Origin of the sequence: Desulfosediminicola sp. (genome assembly GCF_048381775.1) — a bacterium.
Classification (GTDB): Bacteria; Desulfobacterota; Desulfobulbia; order Desulfobulbales; family Desulfocapsaceae; genus Desulfopila; species Desulfopila ganghwensis.
This window is the reverse complement of sequence record NZ_JBLXGE010000005.1, coordinates 1-24,005: the sequence shown is the minus strand read 5'-3', so window position 1 is coordinate 24,005 and position 24,005 is coordinate 1. Positions and strand designations below refer to the sequence as shown.

14 protein-coding genes, 1 tRNA gene and 1 riboswitch are annotated in these 24,005 nt (G+C 47.7%); of the genes, 5 read left to right on the top strand and 10 right to left on the bottom strand.

Translation table 11 applies throughout. The features are described 5' to 3' along the window. Positions 1–54 precede the first annotated feature (54 nt). Entirely contained in the window at positions 55–2,916 is a 2,862-nt protein-coding gene (uvrA, locus tag ACN5NT_RS09515; protein ID WP_419175269.1) for an excinuclease ABC subunit UvrA, read from the bottom strand. A gap of 41 nt (positions 2,917–2,957) precedes the next feature. After that, the gene (locus ACN5NT_RS09510; protein WP_419175268.1) at positions 2,958–3,380 is read right to left on the bottom strand and encodes a CoA-binding protein; all 423 of its coding nucleotides are present in this window, start codon (positions 3,378–3,380) and stop codon (positions 2,958–2,960) included. A gap of 265 nt (positions 3,381–3,645) precedes the next feature. Between ACN5NT_RS09510 and glyQ the strand changes: the two genes are divergently transcribed. Beyond that, a complete protein-coding gene (glyQ, locus tag ACN5NT_RS09505; RefSeq protein ID WP_136798566.1) occupies positions 3,646–4,512 on the top strand; it encodes a glycine--tRNA ligase subunit alpha in 867 nt (288 codons plus the stop codon). 414 nt (positions 4,513–4,926) lie between these two features. On the opposite strand, the gene ACN5NT_RS09500 is transcribed toward glyQ, so the two are convergent. Beyond that, a tRNA-Sec gene (locus tag ACN5NT_RS09500) sits at positions 4,927–5,024 on the bottom strand. Positions 5,025–5,248: 224 nt separating this feature from the next. Here ACN5NT_RS09500 and ACN5NT_RS09495 point away from each other — a divergent pair. After that, a complete protein-coding gene (locus ACN5NT_RS09495; RefSeq protein ID WP_167495825.1) occupies positions 5,249–5,536 on the top strand; it encodes a hypothetical protein in 288 nt (95 codons plus the stop codon). Between the two features lie 72 nt (positions 5,537–5,608). Here ACN5NT_RS09495 and ACN5NT_RS09490 read toward each other — a convergent pair whose 3' ends face one another. Beyond that, positions 5,609–6,400, bottom strand: coding sequence for a lysophospholipid acyltransferase family protein (locus tag ACN5NT_RS09490; protein WP_136798564.1), 792 nt, complete (start codon positions 6,398–6,400; stop codon positions 5,609–5,611). Between the two features lie 388 nt (positions 6,401–6,788). Between ACN5NT_RS09490 and ACN5NT_RS09485 the strand changes: the two genes are divergently transcribed. Next, the gene (locus ACN5NT_RS09485; RefSeq protein ID WP_136798563.1) at positions 6,789–7,634 is read left to right on the top strand and encodes an AAA family ATPase; all 846 of its coding nucleotides are present in this window, start codon (positions 6,789–6,791) and stop codon (positions 7,632–7,634) included. A gap of 114 nt (positions 7,635–7,748) precedes the next feature. On the opposite strand, the gene ACN5NT_RS09480 is transcribed toward ACN5NT_RS09485, so the two are convergent. From ACN5NT_RS09480 to ACN5NT_RS09460, 5 genes are all read right to left on the bottom strand, one after another. After that, complete coding sequence (locus ACN5NT_RS09480; RefSeq protein ID WP_419175267.1) at positions 7,749–9,596, bottom strand: SLC13 family permease; 1,848 nt, start codon at positions 9,594–9,596, stop codon at positions 7,749–7,751. Positions 9,597–9,960: 364 nt separating this feature from the next. Continuing rightward, positions 9,961–10,398 carry a hypothetical protein gene (locus ACN5NT_RS09475; protein ID WP_419175266.1) on the bottom strand — a complete coding sequence of 146 codons (438 nt, stop codon included), beginning with the start codon at positions 10,396–10,398 and terminating at the stop codon, positions 9,961–9,963. Positions 10,399–10,729: 331 nt separating this feature from the next. Then, positions 10,730–11,743, bottom strand: coding sequence for a histone deacetylase (locus tag ACN5NT_RS09470; protein WP_419175265.1), 1,014 nt, complete (start codon positions 11,741–11,743; stop codon positions 10,730–10,732). 762 nt (positions 11,744–12,505) lie between these two features. After that, complete coding sequence (locus ACN5NT_RS09465; protein ID WP_419175264.1) at positions 12,506–13,033, bottom strand: hypothetical protein; 528 nt, start codon at positions 13,031–13,033, stop codon at positions 12,506–12,508. Between the two features lie 240 nt (positions 13,034–13,273). Then, a riboswitch (cyclic di-GMP riboswitch) is annotated at positions 13,274–13,347 on the bottom strand. Positions 13,348–13,958: 611 nt separating this feature from the next. Then, the gene (locus ACN5NT_RS09460; RefSeq protein ID WP_419175263.1) at positions 13,959–19,148 is read right to left on the bottom strand and encodes a RecQ family ATP-dependent DNA helicase; all 5,190 of its coding nucleotides are present in this window, start codon (positions 19,146–19,148) and stop codon (positions 13,959–13,961) included. 674 nt (positions 19,149–19,822) lie between these two features. On the opposite strand from ACN5NT_RS09460, the gene ACN5NT_RS09455 reads away from it, so the two are divergent. Next, positions 19,823–20,017 carry a hypothetical protein gene (locus tag ACN5NT_RS09455; protein ID WP_419175262.1) on the top strand — a complete coding sequence of 65 codons (195 nt, stop codon included), beginning with the start codon at positions 19,823–19,825 and terminating at the stop codon, positions 20,015–20,017. Positions 20,018–21,204: 1,187 nt separating this feature from the next. Continuing rightward, on the top strand, positions 21,205–22,095 hold the full coding sequence (locus tag ACN5NT_RS09450) for a hypothetical protein (protein WP_136799992.1): 891 nt from the start codon (positions 21,205–21,207) through the stop codon (positions 22,093–22,095). Here ACN5NT_RS09450 and ACN5NT_RS09445 read toward each other — a convergent pair. Beyond that, positions 22,092–23,114, bottom strand: a complete 1,023-nt coding sequence (locus tag ACN5NT_RS09445; RefSeq protein WP_419175261.1) for an L-tyrosine/L-tryptophan isonitrile synthase family protein — start codon at positions 23,112–23,114, stop codon at positions 22,092–22,094. The two genes, ACN5NT_RS09450 and ACN5NT_RS09445, sit on opposite strands and share 4 nt — an antisense overlap. Positions 23,115–24,005 lie beyond the last annotated feature (891 nt).

The following is a 24,005-nucleotide window of genomic DNA, read 5'->3' as shown; positions in this document are numbered from 1 at the left end:
GTCGGATGGCATTTAACCGCACTTGACCACATCATTCAAGCTTTTCGACAGATTTCAGTTCAAACTGTTCTCGGTAACATTCTGTTCCAGAACCGGCAGCAGAAATTGACCTGTATGTGAATCCTGAACTGACGAGATATCTTCAGGGGTGCCACACGCAACTATCTCGCCACCACCATCGCCGCCTTCGGGCCCGACATCGATAATCCAGTCTGCTGTTTTTACAACATCAAGGTTATGCTCAATTATCACAACAGAGTTCCCATGCTCAACCAGCCGTCCAAGAACATTGAGTAGATGCTGGATATCTGCAGGGTGAAGACCAGTTGTGGGCTCGTCCAGAATATAAAGTGTCTTACCACTTGGCCGGCCAGACAGTTCCCGGCCAAGCTTCACCCGCTGTGCCTCACCGCCCGAGAGCGTAACTGATGACTGCCCAAGCTTAATATAAGACAACCCCACATCATACAATGTCTGGAGCCTGTTCTTTATTGGCGGAATGTTCTGGAAAAATTCCAGAGCTTCTGCCACCGTCATGTTGAGAACCTCGTGGATGTTTTTGTCACGATAGAGAATATCGAGGGTTTCAGTATTATAACGTTTGCCCTGGCACGTTTCACAAACCACATAAATATCGGGTAAAAAGTGCATGGCAATTTTGTTTACACCCTCGCCATCACAGGCCTCACAACGTCCACCTTTGATATTGAAGCTGAATCGTCCAGGCTTGTATCCACGGGCACGAGATTCGGGCAAGCGGGAAAACAGTTCTCGAATCGGCGTAAATACTCCAGCATACGTCGCCGGGTTTGATCTCGGGGTACGCCCAATCGGGCTCTGATCAATATCGACAATCTTATCAATATGCTGCAGCCCCGAAATTTCACCAGCCTCTGTTTCAAATTTATTCTGCCTCAGCGACAGACCCTTCTTGGCCAGCCCATACAGCGTCTCAATCACCAGAGAACTCTTACCAGAACCAGAGACACCTGTTACACAGGTCATGACACCAATAGGGAAATTGGCGGTAATCCCTTTGAGGTTGTTGGTTGTAGCGTTCTTGACCACCAGGTTGTTCGACTTTTTCTTGTGTACTTTTCTGCGCTTTCCAGGAACCTCAATGCGTTTACGATTGGAAAGATACGCCCCTGTTACCGATGTGTCGTCGGCCAGCAGCCCTTTCACATCGCCCCCGTAGACCACCTCTCCACCATGGATTCCGGCACCAGGCCCCATATCGAGTATATGGTCCGCAGCGAGAATAGTATCCGTGTCGTGCTCGACGACAATCACGCTGTTGCCGAGATCACGCAATTCGATAAGGGTATTAATCAGTTTCTGGTTATCCCTCTGGTGCAAACCTATACTTGGCTCATCGAGAATGTATAAGACACCGGCTAGCCTGGAACCAATCTGGGATGCCAGGCGAATTCGCTGGGCCTCTCCACCAGAAAGGGTACCTGCCCGTCGTTCCAGGGATAAATAGCTCAAGCCGACATCTTCCAGAAATGAAAGTCTGTCTACGATCTCTTTTAAAATCGGTTCACCGATCTTCCGTTCCCTTGAATTAAACGGCAGAAGCGGCAGTTCATTGAGCAGCTTGCCTATTGAAAATCTGGTCAACTCATAGATGGAATGTGGGCCAACTTTTACTGCAAGCGCCTCTGGTTTCAGGCGGGCTCCCTTACATTTCGAACAGGTCTGCTCATTCATGAATTTAGAGAGTTCATCGCGGATCATCGGTGACTGTGTTTCGTGGAAACGCCGGTCGAGCTGGGGAATAACCCCTTCAAAACTCTTTTCGGCGGTCATTACCCGCCGCCCCTTCTGGTAATAGAAATGAATTTCTTCATCCCCGGTCCCAAACAGAATGACCTTCTGGTGTTCGGGTGCAAGCTTGCTGAAAGGAGTGCTCAGTCGAAATCCATAATGCTTGGCCACAGCCGAAAGCAATTGCCCTGTATAGGTAGACTCAGAACGCCACCCCCACGGAGCGATAGCGCCATCAATTATAGACTTACTTTGATCCGGAACTACTAGAGATGCGTCAAAAAACTGGTTTACCCCAAGACCACTGCATTCAGGACACGCGCCTTGGGGGTTGTTAAACGATAAGAGCTGGGTTGAAATCTGCGGCATGGAAATTCCGCAACTATGGCAGGCCGCATGCTCGCTGAAGAGTTGTTCTGAATTGTCATCAGGGTAGTTGGCCAGCAAAAAGCCATCAGTCACCTTCACCGCTGTGCTGACAGAGTCTGACAGTCTTCTCCTGATGGATGGCTTAATGACCAGCCTGTCAATGACCACTTCGATTGTATGACGTTTATTCTTCTCAAGAGCAGTGATCTCGTCTGCATGGTAAATCTCACCATCGACCCGAACCCTGACAAAACCTTCCTTGCGAATTCTTGCCAGTATCTGCTCATGGCGGCCTTTCCTGGCCGTAACCAGAGGGGCCATCAGTATAACTTTCTTGCCTTCCGGCTCAGCCATCAGCGTATTGACCATATCCTCAATGGACTGGGCCTGAATTTCCGAACCGCACTCGGGGCAATGAGGCCGACCACATCTCGCATAGAGCAGACGCAAATGATCATAAATCTCAGTTACAGTTCCTACAGTGGAACGCGGATTTTTGCTGGTGGTTTTCTGTTCTATGGAAACCGCGGGGGAAAGCCCTTCCAGCGAGTCGACATCCGGCTTATCCATCTGCCCGAGAAACTGGCGGGCATAGGTGGAAAGAGACTCGACATAACGCCTCTGACCTTCTGCATAGAGGGTATCAAAGGCAAGGGTCGATTTGCCGGACCCGGAAAGACCTGTAAAAACAACCAGTTTATTTCTAGGAAGATCGACATCGATATTTTTCAGGTTGTGCATGCGCGCACCGCGTATGCTAAGCAGTTTTGGTTCCATAAAAAGAAAGGGGTATAAGGATTTTCAGCGGAGGTTCTGAATCAGTGTGCTATCGGCGCCAGGTTCATATGATCTATCTTGATACACCTGTCCATCACCACCTGCAGGCCGTGAGCCTCGGCATAGTCGGCAGCCTCGGTGTTGACTATGCCCTCCTGCATCCAGACTGTGGATGCGCCAATTTCCACCGCTGCTTCAACGATCGGCAACACTTCAGAGGATCGTCTGAAGATATTGACGATATCAATTGAAGCAGAAAGTGCGTCCAGACTGGGATAGCATTTCAAACCCAGAATGGAATCCTGGCCTGGATTAACCGGGTAAACTGTATACCCAACCCCGATCAGGTAGCGGGCGATATCATTGCTCGGCCGCGCTGCTTTTGGTGAAAGGCCTACCACCGCAATGTTTTTTGCGCTGGTGAGTATTGCCGAATAATCTTTGTGACTGGGGATATGTAGCATTTAGAAGCCGCTGAAATGTAACGGAATAGAGAAAATATACAGAAACTCTCACCGGAGAAAAATATTTACCCGCTGGGGCTGCTGTGGTAGCTTAAGCGCATATAATTATGATCCAATAGACAAAAGTCAAGGGAGCAATTATACTTGCATTGTGTTTATATATCGCTAATCTGCCCGTCAATCTGCCAAAGCGCCGGCATGGGTTGATATCGCAGAATCCGTAACTTTTCTTTTCAATACCCAGTACGAATTACGAGGGAATTTCATGAACTTTCAAGATATAATATTTGAGCTCGACACCTACTGGTCAGGTCAGGGCTGTGTTATCCAGCAACCATATGACATGGAGGTAGGAGCCGGCACCTTCCACCCCGCGACTCTTCTCAGGGCACTTGGCCCCGAGCCGTGGAAAGCAGCCTACCCGCAGCCATCCCGCCGCCCTACAGATGGTCGCTATGGAGACAACCCGAACCGACTGCAGCATTACTATCAGTACCAGGTTGTTTTGAAACCCTCGCCACTAGATGTTCAGGAACTCTACCTCGGCAGTCTCAAACAATTCGGCCTTGATCTGCTTGAGCACGATATCCGCTTCGTAGAAGACGACTGGGAATCCCCAACACTCGGTGCATCAGGCCTGGGTTGGGAAGTGTGGCTCGACGGCATGGAGATAACCCAGTTTACCTACTTTCAGCAGGCTGGTTCCATTGAACTGCACCCCACCACTGTGGAGATCACCTACGGCCTCGAACGCATCGCCATGTATCTCCAGGGGGTTGAGAGTGTCTATGATATCAAGTGGAACGATAACGTTACCTATGGCGAAATCTTCCATCAGGCAGAAGTCGAGTTCTCGACCTTCAATTTCGAAGAGGCCAACGTTGAAAAGATGATCGGCTTTTTCAATTCATTTGAAGAAGAAGCGTTGAAGCTGGTGGAGAAGGGACTCATCCTCCCGGCATACGACTACTGCCTGAAATGTTCCCACACCTTCAACCTGCTGGACGCTCGCAAGGCAATCAGTGTTGCAGAACGTACCCGTTACATTGGCAGAATCCGTAATATTGCCAGAAAGGTTGCTGAGCGTTACGTACTTCAGCGCGAAGAGATGGGGCATCCTCTTATCAAATAAGAAGTTCCCGCAGTCTGACAAAGGCGCCTGCAGTCTTGAGCTGCAGGCGCCTTATGCTTTTATTTGCATATGGAATGTTAAAGCTTCACCCTAACAATTGGGACCCTTCATATATTTTCAATTCTTGTGCTCTGGTTTCACCCGTGTCGTGATATAGTAAATTCAATAGCAGTGTATGGGCTGTTCTCATTCTCGAAAACAATCATCGATAAAGGTCTTAATGCCAGAATCCGTTTTCAGCCAAAGAATCCTGCCATTTGATAATTATGTACCAAAACAGCACATTAGGGCGGTGCACCTTGATTTTTGCGACCAGGAAACCTAATTTTAGGTGAAATGTTGTTCCATGTAGGCAGGTTCTCATGAAACAAAAAAGCGCCTTATGCACGAGGCATAAGGCGCTTAAATATATCTTGGCGGAAGTGCATGGGAATCGAACCCACCTAGCGGGCTATTAACCCGCTACACCGGATTTGAAGTCCGGGAGGGCCACCAGTGCCCTGTCCACTTCCGTTGGCGATTTGAACGGAGACGACATACTAATAAGTATTGACCTCGAAAACAAGTTTTTATTATAATACATTCTTCAAATCGTTTTTTCAAAAAAGTGTTACCCTGCAGGCCACATACGGCCACAGGTAACTATCTTAAAACATAGGTAAAATACAACAAAATGCAGTGTGAACGATTAATAAAACTGACGAAACAATGGTTCGTAAGCGTCAGAGACGAGACAATGGCGCCTGCCCGCATGGTTGGTTTTATGGAGCGCCATGTAGATGAATGCCCGATCTGTCAACAAGACAACGATGTCCACGATGAGATCGCAAAAATCACCGAAATGATTCTTCCTGAATCGAAAATTCCTAAGGCCGTCCGGATGCAGAATGAAGCTGCAATCCAGGAGCACGAAGAGCAGAAAGCCGCAGAAGAAGACGACGGCGACAGCGATGATGAGGAAGAAGACGTTTATGATGACGATGACGACGATTTCGAGCAGGAACCAGAACTCTCCAAAGACTGATTCTTTCTTCCAGGATGAGCTTCGGTATCAATAAAGCCGAAGCTCATCCTTTTTTTGCTACCTGTTTTCCAGTTAAACGGAAAGCAGTTCTTTTCCCCACTGGTCCAGCTTCTTTTCAATAAAGCTGTTCACCTCTTCCTGCACGCCATTGCCACGGTCTTCAATTGTCAGCTGCGCACCAAAGGCAAACTCAATGGAAAGACTCGGTTCGACCTTTCCAAAATCTTTGAGCATTTTGCCATTCTGCAGAGCATCTGTTTTCAAGGCAATAGGCACTACGGGTACATTGGCTTTTCTGGCGAGCTTGACTCCTATTGAACTCATCTTGGCAGGATCAAATACATGTGACCTGGTCGATTGTGGGAACACCACAACAGACGTTCCCTGCTGCAACCGTTTTACTCCCTCATCGAGTACCGCTTTAAGATCCTGCCGTGGATTCGTCCTGGTAACCGCAATTGGATCACGGGAAGCCAAGACATGTTTGAATATTGGATATTCCAGCAGGCTTTGCTTAACCACGAAAGTCACAGGTTTGGGTAAAATTATGGCAGGCAGAATAACCGTTTCCAGGAAGCTCATATGATTGCCGATAAAAACACAAGGGCCTCCATCCGCTTCGACATGCTCCATCCCTGTAACTCTTACCCGAACACCAACATCTTCCAGTACTTTAACAACCTGCCAGCTCTTCTCCAGCCACTGCTGATCGCCAAACTCCCCCCGTTTTGCCATGCTGGCACATTGAGAAATTATGCGAATAAAGCGAATATAAAAAATCAGTGAAGGAAAGGTGCGGCCAACCAAGGATGGCGGGGTACCAGCACTGACGTATCGGTAATCTTTTAAAAGTTCCTGTTTCATATATTTCTGCTGATCATCAATAATTGCGAATTACGCAAAAAAGCACATATAATTGGTTAAAATATGCCATGACAGTGTGCGCTGCAATGACCCTGAGAAAGTATCATGATTAGTTGGTCATCTGCAACAATTATAGCTTACCCTTGAGCTGACCAGAAATATTTCATTCAGCCTGGTCCAAAACACTTCGCCCACCTGCCACAACATCTTATGTCACTAATTTTGTGCATGAATATCTACCAACCTTCTGCTTCGTTGACTTTTTCAATCGTTCTTCAACTCGCTTAACCTTCAGAACGCCGCATGCATTTGATGTCACAATGCTTATGTTAGGCTCTGATGTATTTCTACGCATTGTTTTCCATATCCCCCAAATTTGAGGTTCAACATGTCGATCATTACCATTTCCAGAGGGAGCTACAGTAAAGGTAAGGACGTTGCCGAAGCGCTTGCAGAAAAGCTCGGATATATCTGCACATCGCGTGAGGTTTTGCTTGAAGCCGCAAATGAATTCAATGTCCCGGAGTCAAAAATCGCCAAAATCCTGCACGACCCTCCCACCATGCTTGATCGCTTTTATTACGATCGGGAACGATATCTGCGTTATTTTCAATCCGCCCTGCTCTCTCATGTATCCAGAGATAATGTCGTTTACCATGGTCTTGCAGGCCATTTTTTTCTCGAAGATATTCCTCACGTGCTGAAAGTGCGCATAATCGCCAGCAAGGGTTCGCGAATCAAGGAAGAAATGACGCGCGAAGGCGGGACTCAGGAAGAAGCCAGGGACAGACTGAAACATGACGATGAAGAGAGACAAAAATGGAATCTGAGGATCTATGGCAAGGATGCCTGGGATAGCCGCCTTTACGATCTTGTGCTCAATCTCGATCGGCTTTCTATCAATGAGGCTGCCGATATGCTTGTTCACATGGCCAGGATGCCGCAATTCCAAACAACGAGTGAATCAGCGCAACTGCTGGAGAAGAAAACCCTGTTAGCCAAGGTCCAGGCCAGGGTTGCCAAACATTCGCCAAAGATCACGGTGAGCCTGATAGATGACGGTATCATAGCCCTCGACAACCTGGGAGGCGGCTTGAAAACCGATCAGTATACCAGGCAGAAGTTTACCGAAAACCTCATCAGGGATCTTCACATCAAAGATGTTGTCTTTCAGAAAAAGACGGTTGCCCCAAAGGCCTACATCAACACCTTTTATAACCTCAACCTCAGTTGACATACCTCTCTCATCGGTTCAGGCAACGTCAGGTTCATAGCTTTTAGCGGTAAGCCACAGTAGCTATGCTTTCTACCGAAACAGGGAAGATGATGACGCTGCGTAGATTGACACTTACAGATCATAAAACATTGCAAGGCAGGCAACCAGCACCACTGTATATATTATGGTGATGCCGATGCCTGCCCGCATGTAATCCTTTGTTCTATACCCTCCGGGACGCATCAAGAGAGCATTTACCTGGTGCGTGGGCAGAATAAAGGTGTTGGACGCAGACATAGCAACGGCTATGCCTGCAACAACCGGGTTTACTCCCACTTCAACAGCCATGTTCATGGCCAGAGGCACCATCAGTACTGCCGCCCCCACATTGGATGCCAGCAAAGAAAAAAACGCGCTCAGCATTGAGACTACAAGCAGCAATACCAGCGAGTTCGGCGTCCCGACCACACTCATCACACGCTCTGCCAGATATGCTGCGGCACCTGTCTGTTCAAAGGCTACGCCAAGGGGGATCAGGCCGGAAAGCAGAAAAACCGTTCTCCAGTCCACCGCTTCGTAGGCCCGGTCTGCAGCTATCACCCCGGTAATAATCATCCCGAGGGCGCCGGTAAGCAGGGCGATGGAAAGCTTTATATGAAAGCTGAGAGCAAGCACCAGGGACAGGACCACAAAAAACATCGCCGAGCGCGTTCTCTCAGGCAGAAATTGCTCCCCTTTTACCTCTTCGATAAAGGCGATATCCATCTTCTGGCGCAGCAGTTCAAACCTCTGCCACCGCCCCTGTAAGAGTATGGTATCGCCCTGGAGAAGGGTGGTGACATTGATATTCTCCATGATGATCTCATCGCCTCGCACAATAGCCAGCGGGTTCACCTGAAAAAGGTCGCGAAAGCGGAGCTCTGCCATGGTGTGACCACTGAGATTGGAGTGGGGAATTACTACCCCTTCGATGACACCCGATTCATCCGGCGAGTTTTCCTCGGCAAATATTTCATGCTGCTTCTTTATTCGCCAGCCGTAAGCATCGGCTACTTTCTCAATTTTTTCTTTTGAGCTGATGATCCACAGTACATCACCGGGGCCTACAACCGAATCCATCACGGGTGCCAGATTTTTCACATAACCTTCATTTTTGGCTATACCCACAACGGTAATGTTAAACTGTGAGCGAAGTTCCAGCTCCCCAAGACTTTTGGGCCTAAATGATAGTGGAACCTCAAGTTCATAGCCATCCCCGACCACACTGCCATAGATTTCCTGCAGCCGTTTATCCATGCAGTCTTCATCAATCTCACACATATCTGCCGGTAGCAACCTGCTCCCGAATACCGCAAAATAGACCAGGACGCAGGCCAGCAACACCAGCCCGACAGGAGTAATTGAGAGCAATTCGAGAGGTACAAACTGAGAGCCGCCAACCGCTTCACTATTATTTGCCCACCAGCTCGCCATCAGATCGTTGAGCATGATCAGGGGGCTGGAGCCGACAAGGGTCAGACAACCACCGGTAATTGCCGCAAAGCCCATCGGCATAACAATACGACTGGCGGAGATATTAAGGCGGCGGCATATTCGCATGGTAGCCGGTAAAAACAGGGCTGCCGCACCTATATTCTGCATAAAGCTGGAGATGATCGCCACCACAGTGGCCACCACCAGCATGATCTGTTTCTCTCCCCGCCCGGCCAGTTTAATGATCTTTGAGGCGACCACATTCATCACCCCGGTCCGATTCAGTCCCGCGCCGATTATCATCACCGCGATAACAGATACAACCGCGTTAGAACTTAAACCAGCCAGAGCGTCCTGAGGTTCTATCACCCCCAACAGAGGCAAAAGAACCATCATAAGTAAACCGACAATATCTACCCGCAGTAATTCAAAGACAAATAAAATTATGGCAAAACCAAGCAGTCCGAAAACAATCAGCATCTCTGAAGTCAAAACAGAGTTATCCATGAGCGACGCTCCGTGCAGATGTATAGCGCTGACGAGAATTTCCCTGCCAGGCCACAATTAAAGTACATCCGGGCAGATGAAAACAGAGACACCACAACAGATTCAAAGCATGTTTCTGCCGAATTATCTCAATTCTGTCGTATAAATCAAGTAAGCGAGCGCGAGACTCCGGAGTATCGAATGTAAATCAGACAGAGCCCCCTAATATCCCTATTAGCGCAGGTTCATTTCCTTGGTGTATCTGCGAGCATTATTTTTAATCCGACAACGCCGGGTTATCAGGAGAAATTGCCCACAACTTACAGGCCCCGGCGCCAGGCAAATCAGGGAAATGGTGCGTAATAAGGATATGAAAAGTCACGAATCACTCGGTCTTCTGGTCCGATTCCATCGCGCCTTCAGCAGACTCCATGGTCTCGTCGACTTTTTCATCGGCTGGTTGCATAGCATCACTGGCTGCATCCCCCGCCGATTCCATAGCATCTGCACTCTGATCAGCCATCTCTTCCATGGCTTCCCCAGTCTTCATGGCCGCCTCTTCAGCAGCTTCCTGGGTGGCGGTACCGGCATCCTGCATCGCCTGACCGGCTTCCTCAGCTTTTTCCTGCACTGCCTCGCCTGCCTCCTGGGTCTTCTCAATCACAGTTTCACCTGCATCCTGCATGGCCTCGCCAGTTTCTTCAACCGCTTCTCCAACAGCGGACTCGGCAGGTTCTTCAGTGCTGTCCTTGCAAGCAGTCACAATCATTGAAAACAAAGCAATTGTTAAAACAATCAAAAGCTTTTTCAAATTCGCGCTCATCGGAAGCCTCCATAGTTGTTAAGTGACGTTATCTTTCATTTGCGTGTTTTACTGGGCGGGAGATTGACCATCTCCTGCCTGAGCAACAAGATGAGAACATTCTCATTCGCTTCAATCTTATGTTATTAGAATACTCAGAGAGACTGAAATGTCTATTATTCGAAGTCTCCCGGGGCCCTCTCAGGTCTATAACTGCTGAGAGATTCCTTTCCTTCATTGCTAGTTACCATTCTGCCCAGTACCAGATGTTCATAACCCGCAAAAGATTGACCTGCTGAGTCAACACCTCAACAGCTCCATACTATCTATTCAACGTTCAACACTTAGCCACTCATGCAGCAACAAAACGCTTATGCAGTACCCATAACAAAAACTGGCTGTAGACCCGCCACACCTTATCGCCGTACCCTCCTGCCATCAAAAAAGCCGCCGGTATGTCTCGCGCGGCAAGCCAATCATATAACAGTCTGTCGCGTTCGAACATCTGTTCCAGACTGAGCTTCAACAGTGCCGCAGAGGGCAGTTCGTCGCCCTCATACGGATCGGCCCCGCAGACGACAATGGCCAGATCGGCCCGGCCTACTTCCTCCAGAGTATCTAAACCCATGCGTAGCCTGTCCAGATAAAGGCTTTCCTCGCCGCTTTCGATTGGTATGTCGATATCACTTCGGATAAAAGAGGGGTTAAGGCTACCGTCTGCGAGTTTCTCCGGCCCATCCAGCGGCCAGCCTTTTGCCATGTGTATGCTCAGGGTGCGAATTGAAGAATCATGCTCGGCAAGGGCAGCGGTACCATCGCCTTTGTGAGCATCGACATCGATTACCCAGACCTGCCGCACCAGCCCTTCGGCCTGCAACTTGCGGCAGGCGATAATAATGTCATTGAGTAAGCAAAAGCCATTGCCATAGTTGTGCTGGGCGTGGTGAGCACCACCAGTGAAAGAAAAACAGAACCCATGCTGCAATGCCAGACGCGCAGCCTGAACCGACCCCGCAGCTTTTTTCAGCAGTCGGTCAAAAAGATCGGTCAGCGGCCTTATCGCCGAATCCGGGTCATAACGGTTATATTTACCCTCTTCATCAATCAACTCGAAGGTAGAGATAATCTCCTGCTCAAGCCCGGCCGAGTACAACCGTTGCACATACTCCTCAGAGTGGGCCCGCAACAGATCTTCACGCCTTAACTGTTCGGCAATTTTGGGGACATGCCAGTGGGCTTGCCTGGCCTTTAACTGCGGATCGTCCAAGAGGGCCTGAAAGGTTTTTATGACCCGACTGTCTCGTACAGGAATCTGAACTCCGAACTCTTCAATGCTGGCTGGTATGCTCTGATCGTAGAGAATCATGGCTTGATTTCCTTCTGAGTATTTGTGCAGATATCAGCTCGAACCGGATCCAGGAGTCTTTCAGGGTATTGCAAATTTTTTCGCAAATTCAGGCATCGAACGAAAATTAAGCGATGCCATGGGTCTGATATCGATATCTATCTTCGTTCGTTTATCTGCAAGCATTAATTTTCAACCGATAACAACCAGTTGAACAGGTAAGTGAGCGGAGCGGGACTCCGCAGAAAGGCCTGGTCCGACATAATCCCAGCCACTACTCTTTATAATACCTATCACACAAGGGGAATAGAATTTAATTCTCTTTCCCAATAATGTGGAGGATAAGTTAAGCCACCTTCAGTAGCAACTCGCTACTGGCCTCAAATTCGGCTTGAGATTTAGAGCCATTAGCCGAGCGCTTTCTACTACGCATGTAGTGCATCCCAGATGTAAACAGATAGTGCTTTCTCAGCTTCGTCTTTAGTACTGAACTTCTAATGATAGATGAGGCGGTTTTCCAACGAGTAAAAGAATAACTCAGCGACAACGTTGACGCTCCCATGTCAAGTGACGAGAACCGACTCTTACCAATCAGCCAAAATAATAGGGTACCTTTCAATTATAATGCACTGTTGCTAACTTCTTTGTATCTCAGCAATTCCCCCTACGTGTAACAGCCGAAGACTTTTCCATCCAGTTTGCCCTCCCGGATTACGCTACTTAAACCACAGCCCTTTAGGGCATAGACACTTGCAAGCGAGTGCCTATGCCTGTAATCCCGCATTATTCAGGTGCGATTTTGACCATGATGTGTGCGTATGGCGTATCTTTCCACATCACGTAGACCGGGTCTTTGGGGTCCGTTGACAGACCGTCGAGCATGGTACGGTCAGGAACAACAATCATCAGGTGAGGTCCCTCCTTTACCCAGTCATCGCCTTCTTTTGGCTCCCTCAGATAGGGGTCGCTGTTACTTACTCCGAGGGCAGTGCCTTCACCTGCCAGCATGTACGAAATGCCGACGCTGTTGGCCTGGAAATCCCGTTTATTCACCATCGCGTCAATGAGCTCATCCCAAACCGCGTCATTACACATTGGCCCCATGGTCTCTTGTTGCGGATAACAGGTATAGCCGTTTGTACCTTCGCGCAGAACAGCACCGTCCGGTGCCTTTATGGTGGCATTCCCAGCAACGACAGGGGGAGCCGCGCTTTCTGCACTGGCAATCATTTCAGTTGTGTTATCTGCAAGTGCTACGCTGCCACCAAGCAGCCCCAAAAACATGCAGACACTTATAATTGAAGTTTTCATGGTGTCCTCCAGTTGTATTCTGATACGTTGTCAATGAGCGGGAATAAAGTAGCAAGGCAAAGCTCCTGGAGCAGCCTCTTGTCCCGCCGGCAAGCATTGATAAAGCAGCTGCATTCTCATCCCCCTCTCTATCTCCACACAACTTAATGCCGAAGGCATACCGGAAATGTTGTCGTTCCACCTCAATACCCTTTCAGCAACAAGCAAACTGACAATAAAAAAAAGCCGAACCACCTTCTCAAAGGCAGTTCGGCTATCATTTAAGACCCGTGACTTTCCGTCCCTGCCTTGCGGCAGGTTTGGCTTTATCTTTTATGGCTTCACTATTTTTTCAAATCGATACACAGATTATCGTCATGGGAACACCGCTGGTCAAGGCATCCAGTGGCACAAGTGCTGCAACGGGAAGCTTTGAATACATCTATTCGACTTCATGGTGAAATTTGCTAAATTCGAGAAAGTCATGGCCCCCAAAATGCAGCGAATCTGCTACCCAGCAAAGAAACAGAATCAGCCCCTACACATCTACCAGTCGCCCGATTCGCCCCTAGTTGGATTATCCGATATGCCCATGTTTCCAGGCCAAGACTTGTAACAAATTTAAAAGGAAGCTCATGAGAAATCGGGGCTGTCCTTTTTCGTTATTTCGCTCTCAAAGAAGCCCAGCCAGACCAGAGCCTGCATCAAGCGGGAGGCTGACCCCGACAGATTTCTCCTTAATCGGGGAACTTGAGAAAATATGTTGATAACCCGACTGTCCCGCACAGGGAACTGAATTCCAAACTCTTCTCTACTTGCCGGTATACTCGGTCATAGAGAATCATGATGAAATTCCACGTGATTGTTTATGCAGATTCTGCCTCAGCCAGCCGCAAAAGTCTCCCGATTATTGCGTTTTCACTCAAATCGCGGCATCGAGGGAAATTCAGCCCGACTCTTGTCGCTGCACCTCACAAACAACAACCTCCCAAACATCGGATAAGCAATACTTCAGATATTCTTCATCCTTCACATCACTCTTATAACGTTTGACCAATGCCACAACCGTAACGCTACGAACTTCATTCAACCATTTCGACCACTCGGCCCGTGCTTTTCGGGACAGACGGGCAACAGAAACGCCCTCGCTGTTGACCATCTCGACATGATCATTACGAATCTCCATACCAAGGCTATCGCCAGGCTTCAGAGCGGGGAGAGCGTTTAATGTCGGGTGGTTACTTTTCAATCGTCCGCCAAAGCCAAGGTCAAGATCTCTCATGCCAAGGAGATGGTAGCTTGTGCCGGGCAATTTAATACCATCTGTTGCCGGAATTGTCCGTTTTATGACTGAATCACCCTGTACCTGGCCGGCAAAAGACGTTCCTCCTCCCGGCAGGGAAAAGAGTTGCAGGGTCTGCCGGGCCCTGGACATCCCTACATAATAGAGCCTGCGCTCCTCATCCTCATTATTCCCCTGCTTGAACTGCCAGCCATTGCCGAGCATGAAGACGTGATCGAATTCCATCCCCTTGACAGAGTGAACTGTAGAAAGAAAAACACCGCTACCGAGGTTACGGGAGCGCCCCTGCTCTGAAAGCGCTTCATACAGATAATCTTCTATGACCGAAACCGGCTGTCCCGTATTCGCCGTCTCTTCCTGCCAGTCGGTTAGCAAACTGCGGAGATTGCTCAACCAGAGGTTGTTATTCTCCGATTCTGAACAATCGGGCAGCATCACAAACAGGTCTGTAGCCCTGAGAGACTCTGTTCGTCGCAACCTCAGCTGTTCGAGAAACACTGCATTTTCGCGGATTCTCGATAAACCGGGAAAACCATTGTTGCCGCTTCTTCCCCAATTAAAGTTTACCGCTATGCCTTCTGCCTCAAAAGTACTGCGGATAAGAGCAAGATCTTTCCAGTTTCTACCGAGCACTGCGCAATTGTTCAAATCGAAATGCCCTTCAAGGCTTTGCAAACGCCTGATCTCTTCCACAGCCGCCCGCGCCTGTGTTTCCGCATTTTCCACCTCGAAAATCTGCACCTTGCCCCGGGCAATGGGGTCATTGATCTGGTAGTTGCCACCCACAGGTAACATACGGCGTGCCGAATTGACCTTTATCGGATGCTCTCCCTTCATCCGGTCACTGCTATGGGTGATCAGGCTATTCGCTGCACTAATAATGTTTGCCGTAGAACGATAGTTCTCGATCAGGTACTTTTTCTCAGCGGTGAAATCTTCCTCGAATCTGCGAATGAAGCCAACGTTCGTTCCCCGAAAACCGTAAATATTCTGATCGTCATCACCAACAGCCAGAATTGTCATCTTCTGCTCATTTTCCTGAAGAGTTCTCCCGGCCAGCAACGATACAAGCTCATATTGCCCAGCATCAATATCCTGATATTCATCCACCAATATGTGGCTGAACCTGCCGATGAGCGCATCCCTTGCAGAAATACTCTCAAAACCCAGGGCCTCAGTTTCCCCTTTGAGCAGTGCTATCGCCTCCGGGATTATTTTACCGAAATCAATTTCACCGCTTCCTGTTCTGCCGGCTGTCGCAAGAGAACGTCCACTCAAACGCAAGGCGAGCCCATGGTAGGTCAGGGTGGTCACATGGGCCATTTCATTACCCACAAGATCACGTAGCTTCTTCCTGAGCCCCACGGCGGCCGAGTGATTAAAACAGAGCACCAGTATGGCTTGCGGCTTTACCCGCTCTACCCGCAACAGATATGCAACCCGATGGGTGACCACCCTGGTCTTGCCCGCTCCGGGACCGGCCAGCACCAGCATATTCTTCTCGGCGGGAGCCGAAACTATGGCCGCCTGTGCCTTGTTCTTCAGATCATCAACAATGCGCTGGTACGACTGCTGGCTGGTTGCCCTGTCCAGCATTTTTTCCCGGCCGGGAAAATAGCGCATGACAAACTCTTCCTTATCATCATTGAAATAGGAAGAGACCAACCGCATGGCGGAGCTCACTTTCTCCATAGCCTTACGAGCGTATTCATTCATCACATGGATCTGAAAATTTCGCTCGGTGTAGTGGGTTTTCAAAGGAGAAAAATCCTGATTGGTATACCGTCTCCCCTTTCCCTCCGATTGCAGCTGCAGAGTCATGGCCTGGTTGAAAATGGCCAGACCATGCTGAAGGTCAATCACGCCCTGTTCGTGCATAAAGGTCAGGGTTCGCTCAGCTGCCGCCAGGGGATCTTTGAGTAATGGAAAGAGCAACAGATCCCTCTTAAAAGCCTCCACTATCTGCTCCAACGTAAACTCCACCAGCAGACTGCCATTTGGCTTTTCCCCGTCGTTTATCCCCTCCATTATACTCCTGAGCGCCACCTGCGACGCCTGCTGGCGTATTTCCACGGTCTTTTTCAGCGAATCCCAGTCGCGGTGCAGATAGATACTGAAGCAATTACTTGCCTGGGATTTGGTGGTGATGCTGCCCGCCTGCCCCGCCAGGCCCTTACCATCCCGGCTGAGGCCGTACAGAATGAGTTTCAATACATGGGGGGTTGTATCTTCATTGCCGCAATCCAGAAGCTGCTGGTTTATCTGGCGCAGATCAAGCTGCAGAAATGTTTCCGTCTCCACTTCCGGTGCGTTTTCCTCCATAAGCCGGATAAATTGTCGCTCCAGCTCACATAACCGCTGCAAATGCAGTGGCGCACCATTTTTCACCTTATACCTGAGATAAGCAGAGAGGGTTGTCTCTTTAGAAAGCACTCCCTGCTCGGCCATGTCGTGCAGAGTTCTTAATACCCGCTGGGTCTCAGTTTCATAAACGTTATCGTTTTCCGCCGTGGCAAACGAAGACATACCAGCCAGTTCATCGGCAGAAAAACCACGGTTACTCCCGGATTCCATCAAAGCACTCAACACATCGAGCCAGCGTTGCTCCTGCCGTTTTGAGAGATTGAGCCCCGCGATCTTGCCTGCTGCCTCTTCGAGATCTTTAACCAGGGGCTTCCCCTGAAACACCCTGGTTTCATTTTCATCTCGCTTTATGAACCCCGCCCGCTCCAACCAGGCTATCGCCGTGCGAACCCGGGAATCCGCATCGTTCAGTTTATCCGGGTCGATATCCACATCATCCCGGCGAAGCAATTCTCCTGCTGTGAGTATTACCTGCTGCTCTCCCCTGGAAGCCGCCCGTATCCCTCTCAGCATCTGGGCTATTTCGCGCCTGGTGAGTCGTGACATGGAGCCGAGCCTGAATTGCCCCTCGATGTCCTGCTCATCAAAAACGAGAATGCACTCAGCGGCCTTTCTGTCGCGCCCTGCCCGCCCCGCCTCCTGCAGATAATTCTCAAGCGAGCCGGGGATATCGGCATGGATGACGAGCCTCACATCGTCTTTATCGATCCCCATGCCAAAGGCGTTGGTTGCGCAAATCACAGGCAGTTCGCCCGTGATAAACTGCTCCTGGATACGCTTTTTGAGCGACACATCCAGCCCCGCATGAAAAGCCTCCACGGTATACCCCACCTTTTGCAGATCGGCGGCCAGTGTCTCTGTGTTTTTTCGGGTTGCACAGTAGATGACCACACTCCCCTCGTCCTCGTAGCGCGAGCGCAGCAAGTCGATAATAACCTGGCCCTTACCATAGCTGTCGACGCTATAGACTTCGTAGTTCAGGTTGGTCCGTTCGTGCCCCCCTTCATATTGCAAAACCTGCAGCCCAAGCTCACTCTGAACAGTGTCTATGATCTCCTGCCGAACATCTTTTTTGGCGGTGGCAGTAAAGCACTGCACCGGTGGAATCTGGGAGTTGGTCTTGCCGGCCAATTCACGTATAAAACGGACAGCATAGAAATAATCGGGCCTGAAATCATGCCCCCACTTAGACATACAGTGCGCCTCGTCAAACACCCAGGCACCTATCTCGCGCTGCTTTATGGTCTGAACAAAGGAGCGGTTACGTAATTGCTCTGGAGAAACGTAGAGAATGCCGATATCACCGAGCCGGATAGAATCCAGCACTTCGCTGCGCTCCGGCATGGTAAGCATGCCATAGAGTGCTGCGGCCAGTTTGGTGCCGGTACTTTCAGAAAAATTGTCCACCTGATCTTTCATCAACGCCTGCAGTGGCGATATCACGATGGTGAGTAAATTGCGCCGCGTATAACGCATAAGCGCGGGCAGCAGATAACAGAGCGACTTTCCCCCACCGGTGGGAAGTGTAGCGAACAGGGTCGCGCTGCTGGCGGCGGCAGAAACAATTTCACCCTGCAGGCTTTTACCGTCTTTCGTTGCAGGCGTGGGCCGAAACTCTTTAAAGCCGAAATAGGTTTGTAAGAAATGGCCAGGGTTGTGATGCTTCCGGCAATAGCTGCAGGCCGGGTCCTCACAGCAACTCTCGCGCAGAGAATGAAGGATGGCGGAAATTTCAGGAAACCGATGGCGAACCCAGGGCGGCAGCACAGAGTTTCCACCGGCCACCGAAAGCCAGGCCACAACATAGGCAAGTTGCGGGGCATAAAAATCGGCATCGTGCAATTGTTCCAGCAACCGCTCTACTGCGGTGGAACACGCATATTTTTTTGCAAACCAGGCAAAAGCGTCTGGCAGATCAGAGTCATCCAGTCGGGGAATCGACATCGCCGCCAAAGCCCTGGCCGTGCCGACGAGGTTAGAATCACGCTCAAGGAAGTTCCTGTAAAAAACAGTTCGCTCTGCACCCGACTTGATCTGCTCGCCGAGAACCTGCCACTGCTCCCTGAAAATTCGTGCGGCCAAACGGGCATCCGCCACAGGATCATTCACGCTGTCGCGCACAATCTGGTAATCTTTAACCAGCCTGTGATACGGGTTTTCCGGGTAGGCAAGCGGGGAGATATAGAGGGTATCGACCAGCTGTTTTTTCAGGAGGGCTAACTGCGGATACAGGGCAGCCAGCTGGGGGATGTCATGGGCGATAATGTTATGACCGAGGACAAAGTCGGCGCTTTTACTGAGCCCGTCTAACCCAGCCAGAATATTACTATCAATCTTCTGGCCAGCTTCAACCTGAATGGTCTCATCCCGAAAAACTGCACCAAGAGCATAGATCTTCCCCTTCTCGTTTATTTCGATGTCAAGAAGCAGACAACGATTCAGGAAATTTTGCAGCTCTGGCTCGGTCATTGATTAATAGGAAACATATAAGGCACATGTGAACGACAACTATTTGAAAACAAAGCACAATGTACATCATTGGCGGTTTTATTCAAAACATATTAGATCGTTACAAGCCGCTTACCAATAATCCGGTTTTCTTTAGCGATCAATTTGACATGCCGAATACCATATGTCAAATCGGCTCCCTTTTTTCGACAAATGGCTTTTTCTGGTTCACCCTGCAACTCCCCAAGGCTAACCCGATTTTTTTCGTCTGTTCAGGCAGTGTCAGGCTCGAAGGCTTTGGCTGTAAATCATGGTAAAGTCTATTTTCAACCAAAATACTGGAGAAGATGGTAGCGCATGGTCTGACCTCTGCTGAGCATGGTGTCGAAGTGAATGGAAATTTTAGTTAGCTTCAATAATTTGAAAAGCTAACCATTATCTCAATTTCAACAAAATGCTTATGAAAAATTTGTGCTAAAGGTCAAGGTCGAGTTGAACGATCTGCCAGATAGCTTCGGGAAAACACAGACAGTTCCCCTGTAAAGTCGCCAACGATTACAAGGCAAAAGGCACATTACACTTCGCCTGAAGATCAGTTTTCTGTCGTCGACCAGTTCCCTTACAGAGAGGGCATAGCGCTGGTAATTCACATAAAAAGCACTGACGGCAGTTCTGTCACTGATCCGATAGTCGTCGTGCAAGAAAACGGGCGCTGGAAACAGACCAGTGCATTTAACAGTGATGAAGAATTATCAGATTATACCAGTATCCGTGGTCTGACCCGAATTGATCACGATCATATCACGGCGACCAACCGGGATCTATGCAAACTTTCCGGCAAGAACGGACAGTTTCGAATGGATCTGGAATGGATCTGTATTATCGCCTGAGCACTCATCTGATCCAAGTCCCTCCTTTGCGTGATAGAAGAGAGGATATTCCTCTCCTGGTAAAGCATTTGATTGCCTAAGCGGCAAAAATGATGACCAAAAACGAGCCCCATATCAGTAGCCGGGCATTAGAAGCTCTCTGCCAGCATCATTTCCTGCGCAACCTAAGAGAGTTGAAAGCCTATACACCAATGCTCAGCTGAGATATATCGAATACGGAAACCCGGGACACACCACGATTTCCAAGCCGAGACAACAAAACAAGGGTGAAACCTCAATATCTTGAGATTGCACCCTCTCAACTTGTGGCTACCAGAGATCGGAGCCGAAATCTGAACCACACAGCAAAAATCATACGATGTCGATTATATAGACAATCCTGCAGCTTTGGCATTATCGGCATACCCGCTTTACACCTTTACTATATATCAGTGCTTTTATCGTGGTCTGCCCTCGATTCTAGTTGCGATTTCTTTGCAGGCGACAGAATTACTGGTATCGGGGGAGATTCAATTTTGCCGTCGAGGTATTGGACCGCGGTGTTTAGATGTCGTTACGGTAGCGTTTTAGCCCCCATTCTTTCAACAGCGGGCTTTTGAATAGTTTGGAACTCACCCTCCTCCTGTTATACGGGCTCGAACTTCTTGAGCAGCTGCATCCCCATGCCGCCATGGAAAAATTCCTCGTTTTTCTGCTGCTGCGCTTCCCTGTGTGACTCTGGCCTGTTATTTCGATAGCCAAAACGGTGGGGACTGCCATATCGAATCGATGATGGCCTTGTCAAGCCAGGCAAAGGGATGAACTGCTCGTTGCGGCACTGCGCAATTGTGAAGAAGGTGAATTTGAACTGCAAATACAAGGGCCGGGAATGAATGATGCGCCCGCTTACCTATCAAACAAGAGACGCTGACAAATTCTGACAGCTCTAGCAACCAAAGGGCAAATCTGATTTATGGTTCTCACACGAACGCTGAGAGTGAAGAGAAGGATCTTGTTTTTACACCATCCGTGAGATAGGCTTATATTTGTTGAGTAAAGCCCAGTACCGGCCAACACTATTTGTTAATCGATACTCGAAAAAAGGCGATCACTTAACCACATTTTTCATTAATTAATCATAACTCAGAAGGTCAGATCAGAACCAAGGATTCATCTTTACCTATATTCAAACGAACGAAGGACAAGTAATGAGCAAAAAGCGTATCGTAATTTTGTTTCACGAGAAACAAGAGAGACCGGCCAAATTTGTTATTCATCATTTAGCAAAATACTGGAGGGATGATGGCCATGAGGTTGAGTATCTTATTGGTTGTAATGAGTTCGTGCCTGCGGATATCATTATAGTTCATGTTGATTTGTCGATAGTACCAGATATGTATCTTGAATTTGCTCGAAAATATCCTATAGCCCTCAACGGGAAATTAAATAATATCTGTAAATCTCATGTTAGCAGCAACTTGCTCGGCCCGAATGACACATGGAAAGGGAAAGTGATCATCAAGTCAAATTATAATTTTTACGGATCACCAGAACAGAAGTTAAAACAAACTGATGCCAGAGAAAAACTCCCTGGAGTAAGTCAGTTACGGAAAGTTGTCAGACGTTTTGAAAAACTATGGTTTCCGGTAGATCAAGCAAAAAATTATACAGTATACGATTCTCTCAAACAAATACCTAAAAGATGGTTTTCATACAATGACGTTGTGATAGAAAAGTTTCTACCTGAGTATGATAATAACTTATACCATCTACACATCGTTCAAGTTTTAGGTCAGAGATTTAAGTGTACCAAGATGTCATCTGATAAGGCGATCATAAAGGCCCACAACAGTATCAACACCATGGAAGTTGAACCCCACCCAATAATTCATAAGTGGCGCGAGTTCTACAACCTTGATTATGGGAAAATTGACTATGTGATGCACGATGAGAACCCGGTACTCTTGGATATCAACAAGACGATAGGTGCCACATCGGGTTACCGAGAAAGTGATCAACTCAATGAAACAAGAAAATTTTTAGCCATGGGATTGTATGACTATTTCAATGATAAGAAAAACATCCAGTTCAACCTCTAAAGAGGGGCAGCATACAAAACAGTTATCACTGTTTGCGAAGGAATACCGTCAAGGACCAATTCAGACAATCTGTAGTTATTATAATTTCTTGATGTAACAAGAAGAGGAACAATGCGTCTTTTATGATTCATGGTTAGAGCCATCCTACCAACCTGAATTCGCTGATCCCCCCCCGGGAAAGAACGAAATGCCAATGTCTCACTTGTTGCTCTTTGTGTGAGACGAACTCCATCTACCAATTTCGAAAGTAAAAGTTCGGTCACGGTCCCGGCCCTCTTGTAACGGGCCACTCTTTTTGTAGCTTCGTTGATACAACATTCTCTGCCTAAAAACCGGGTAACATTATCAACCTCAAGTTGAGACAATTGTTTGCTAACCAAACGATTTTTTTGTTTTTGATACAGAGAAAGATACTCTCCTAATGAAAAAAGCTCGGATTCCACTAATACTGAAATCGAATCATTTGCTTTCACCTCATCAATCAAAGCACGTAACTGCATAACATAATTATTCGTCAACTGCAGAGGGATATCATTTGTAATGTATGCACATAAGTTGTCAATTATAATAAAAAATTTCGCTCCAGCCTTATATACGTGCTTAATCTTCTCACAAAACATTAACATTTGTCTAATTGCAAAGATTTCGGACAATCCTACCTCGAAACTTAATTCATGGTTTTGGGGATCAATGCTTGCATGGTACCCTGGTCCAAAATCATAATAAAACTTAACAGGCTCTTCTTGATCAGTATACTGTGTAATTAATGGAATTGTTTTATCTTTGTATAAATCTGAATGTCTCCGGGTCATATAACTGAACTTCCTGCTCGTCAACAATGAAAATATTTCTTCACCCATAAAACCATTTACACAACAAGCAGAATCAATACATTCTATTCCCTTCACAGATTTTTTTATATCACTAACATACCCCTCAACCTGTAGAAAAACTGAACCATAAACATCAGAACCTTTTTCTTTATCCAACACAGTGCTTATTTGACTAGCGCTATTCACAGTTTCCTAGACCTCTCTGCTTAGTTATTATCAATCACGTCAATACAATGCATGAAAGTCAGCAATAGACCAAATAAGTACAATTATGTTTAACCCAAGGACTCATCTACGCATTCACTACCCATAAGGTTGCAGTTGAGACATTAATACAAAATCATCTGATTTTTTTTCTTGCAACAGCTTTTTAATTTTACCCCTCAGCCTACAGAAGATTCATCCAGTATATATGTTTATTTTGAGCAATAAGTATAATTATACTTATCCCAGATTAAACTTAATCAGACCGCCAGACTCACCGTCCACTATTTTAGCTACCTCATCGCTTTCACGAAAATTAAATTTTTAAATTTTCTTTTTTTATATTTTTAATAATTCAGGGGAGAGGTGTGTTATTTCTCATCAGAACTTGGCCAATCCTGTTTGAAATGAGCTTTGAATAGATTTTTCTCAACATGGTCAAACACCTATTTTCTGCAGTCAATACCGTTTGCAATTTAGATTTCTTCAAAAAGTATGACGGCTTCCAAGAAATACTGCAAGTGATTGTTGGGCTTCTCGGGAATTTTGTAGGCAATATTCTGTGATGTAACCAAAAAAAATTCTATGACCAGCGATGAGGATCATGAAGCAAGGCTCTTGCTGTTTAGCAAGGTCGCCATGGTAAAGTGTTGGTTCCATGGAAAGGCGCGGTGCCCGTCACACCAGGAAATCAGCGTGCTGCTGGTCTGGCGTCTAACTCATGCAGCCCATACAGTATACCCTACAATAGATGAGCGACTTGAGAAAGTATCAGGAAAGTATCGGGGTCAGACCAGAATGGCGCTAGTTTAAGCGTGTTTTATAGGTGAAAAGCAACTGAATATATTGGCAAAAATTGGTATAATTTGCTAT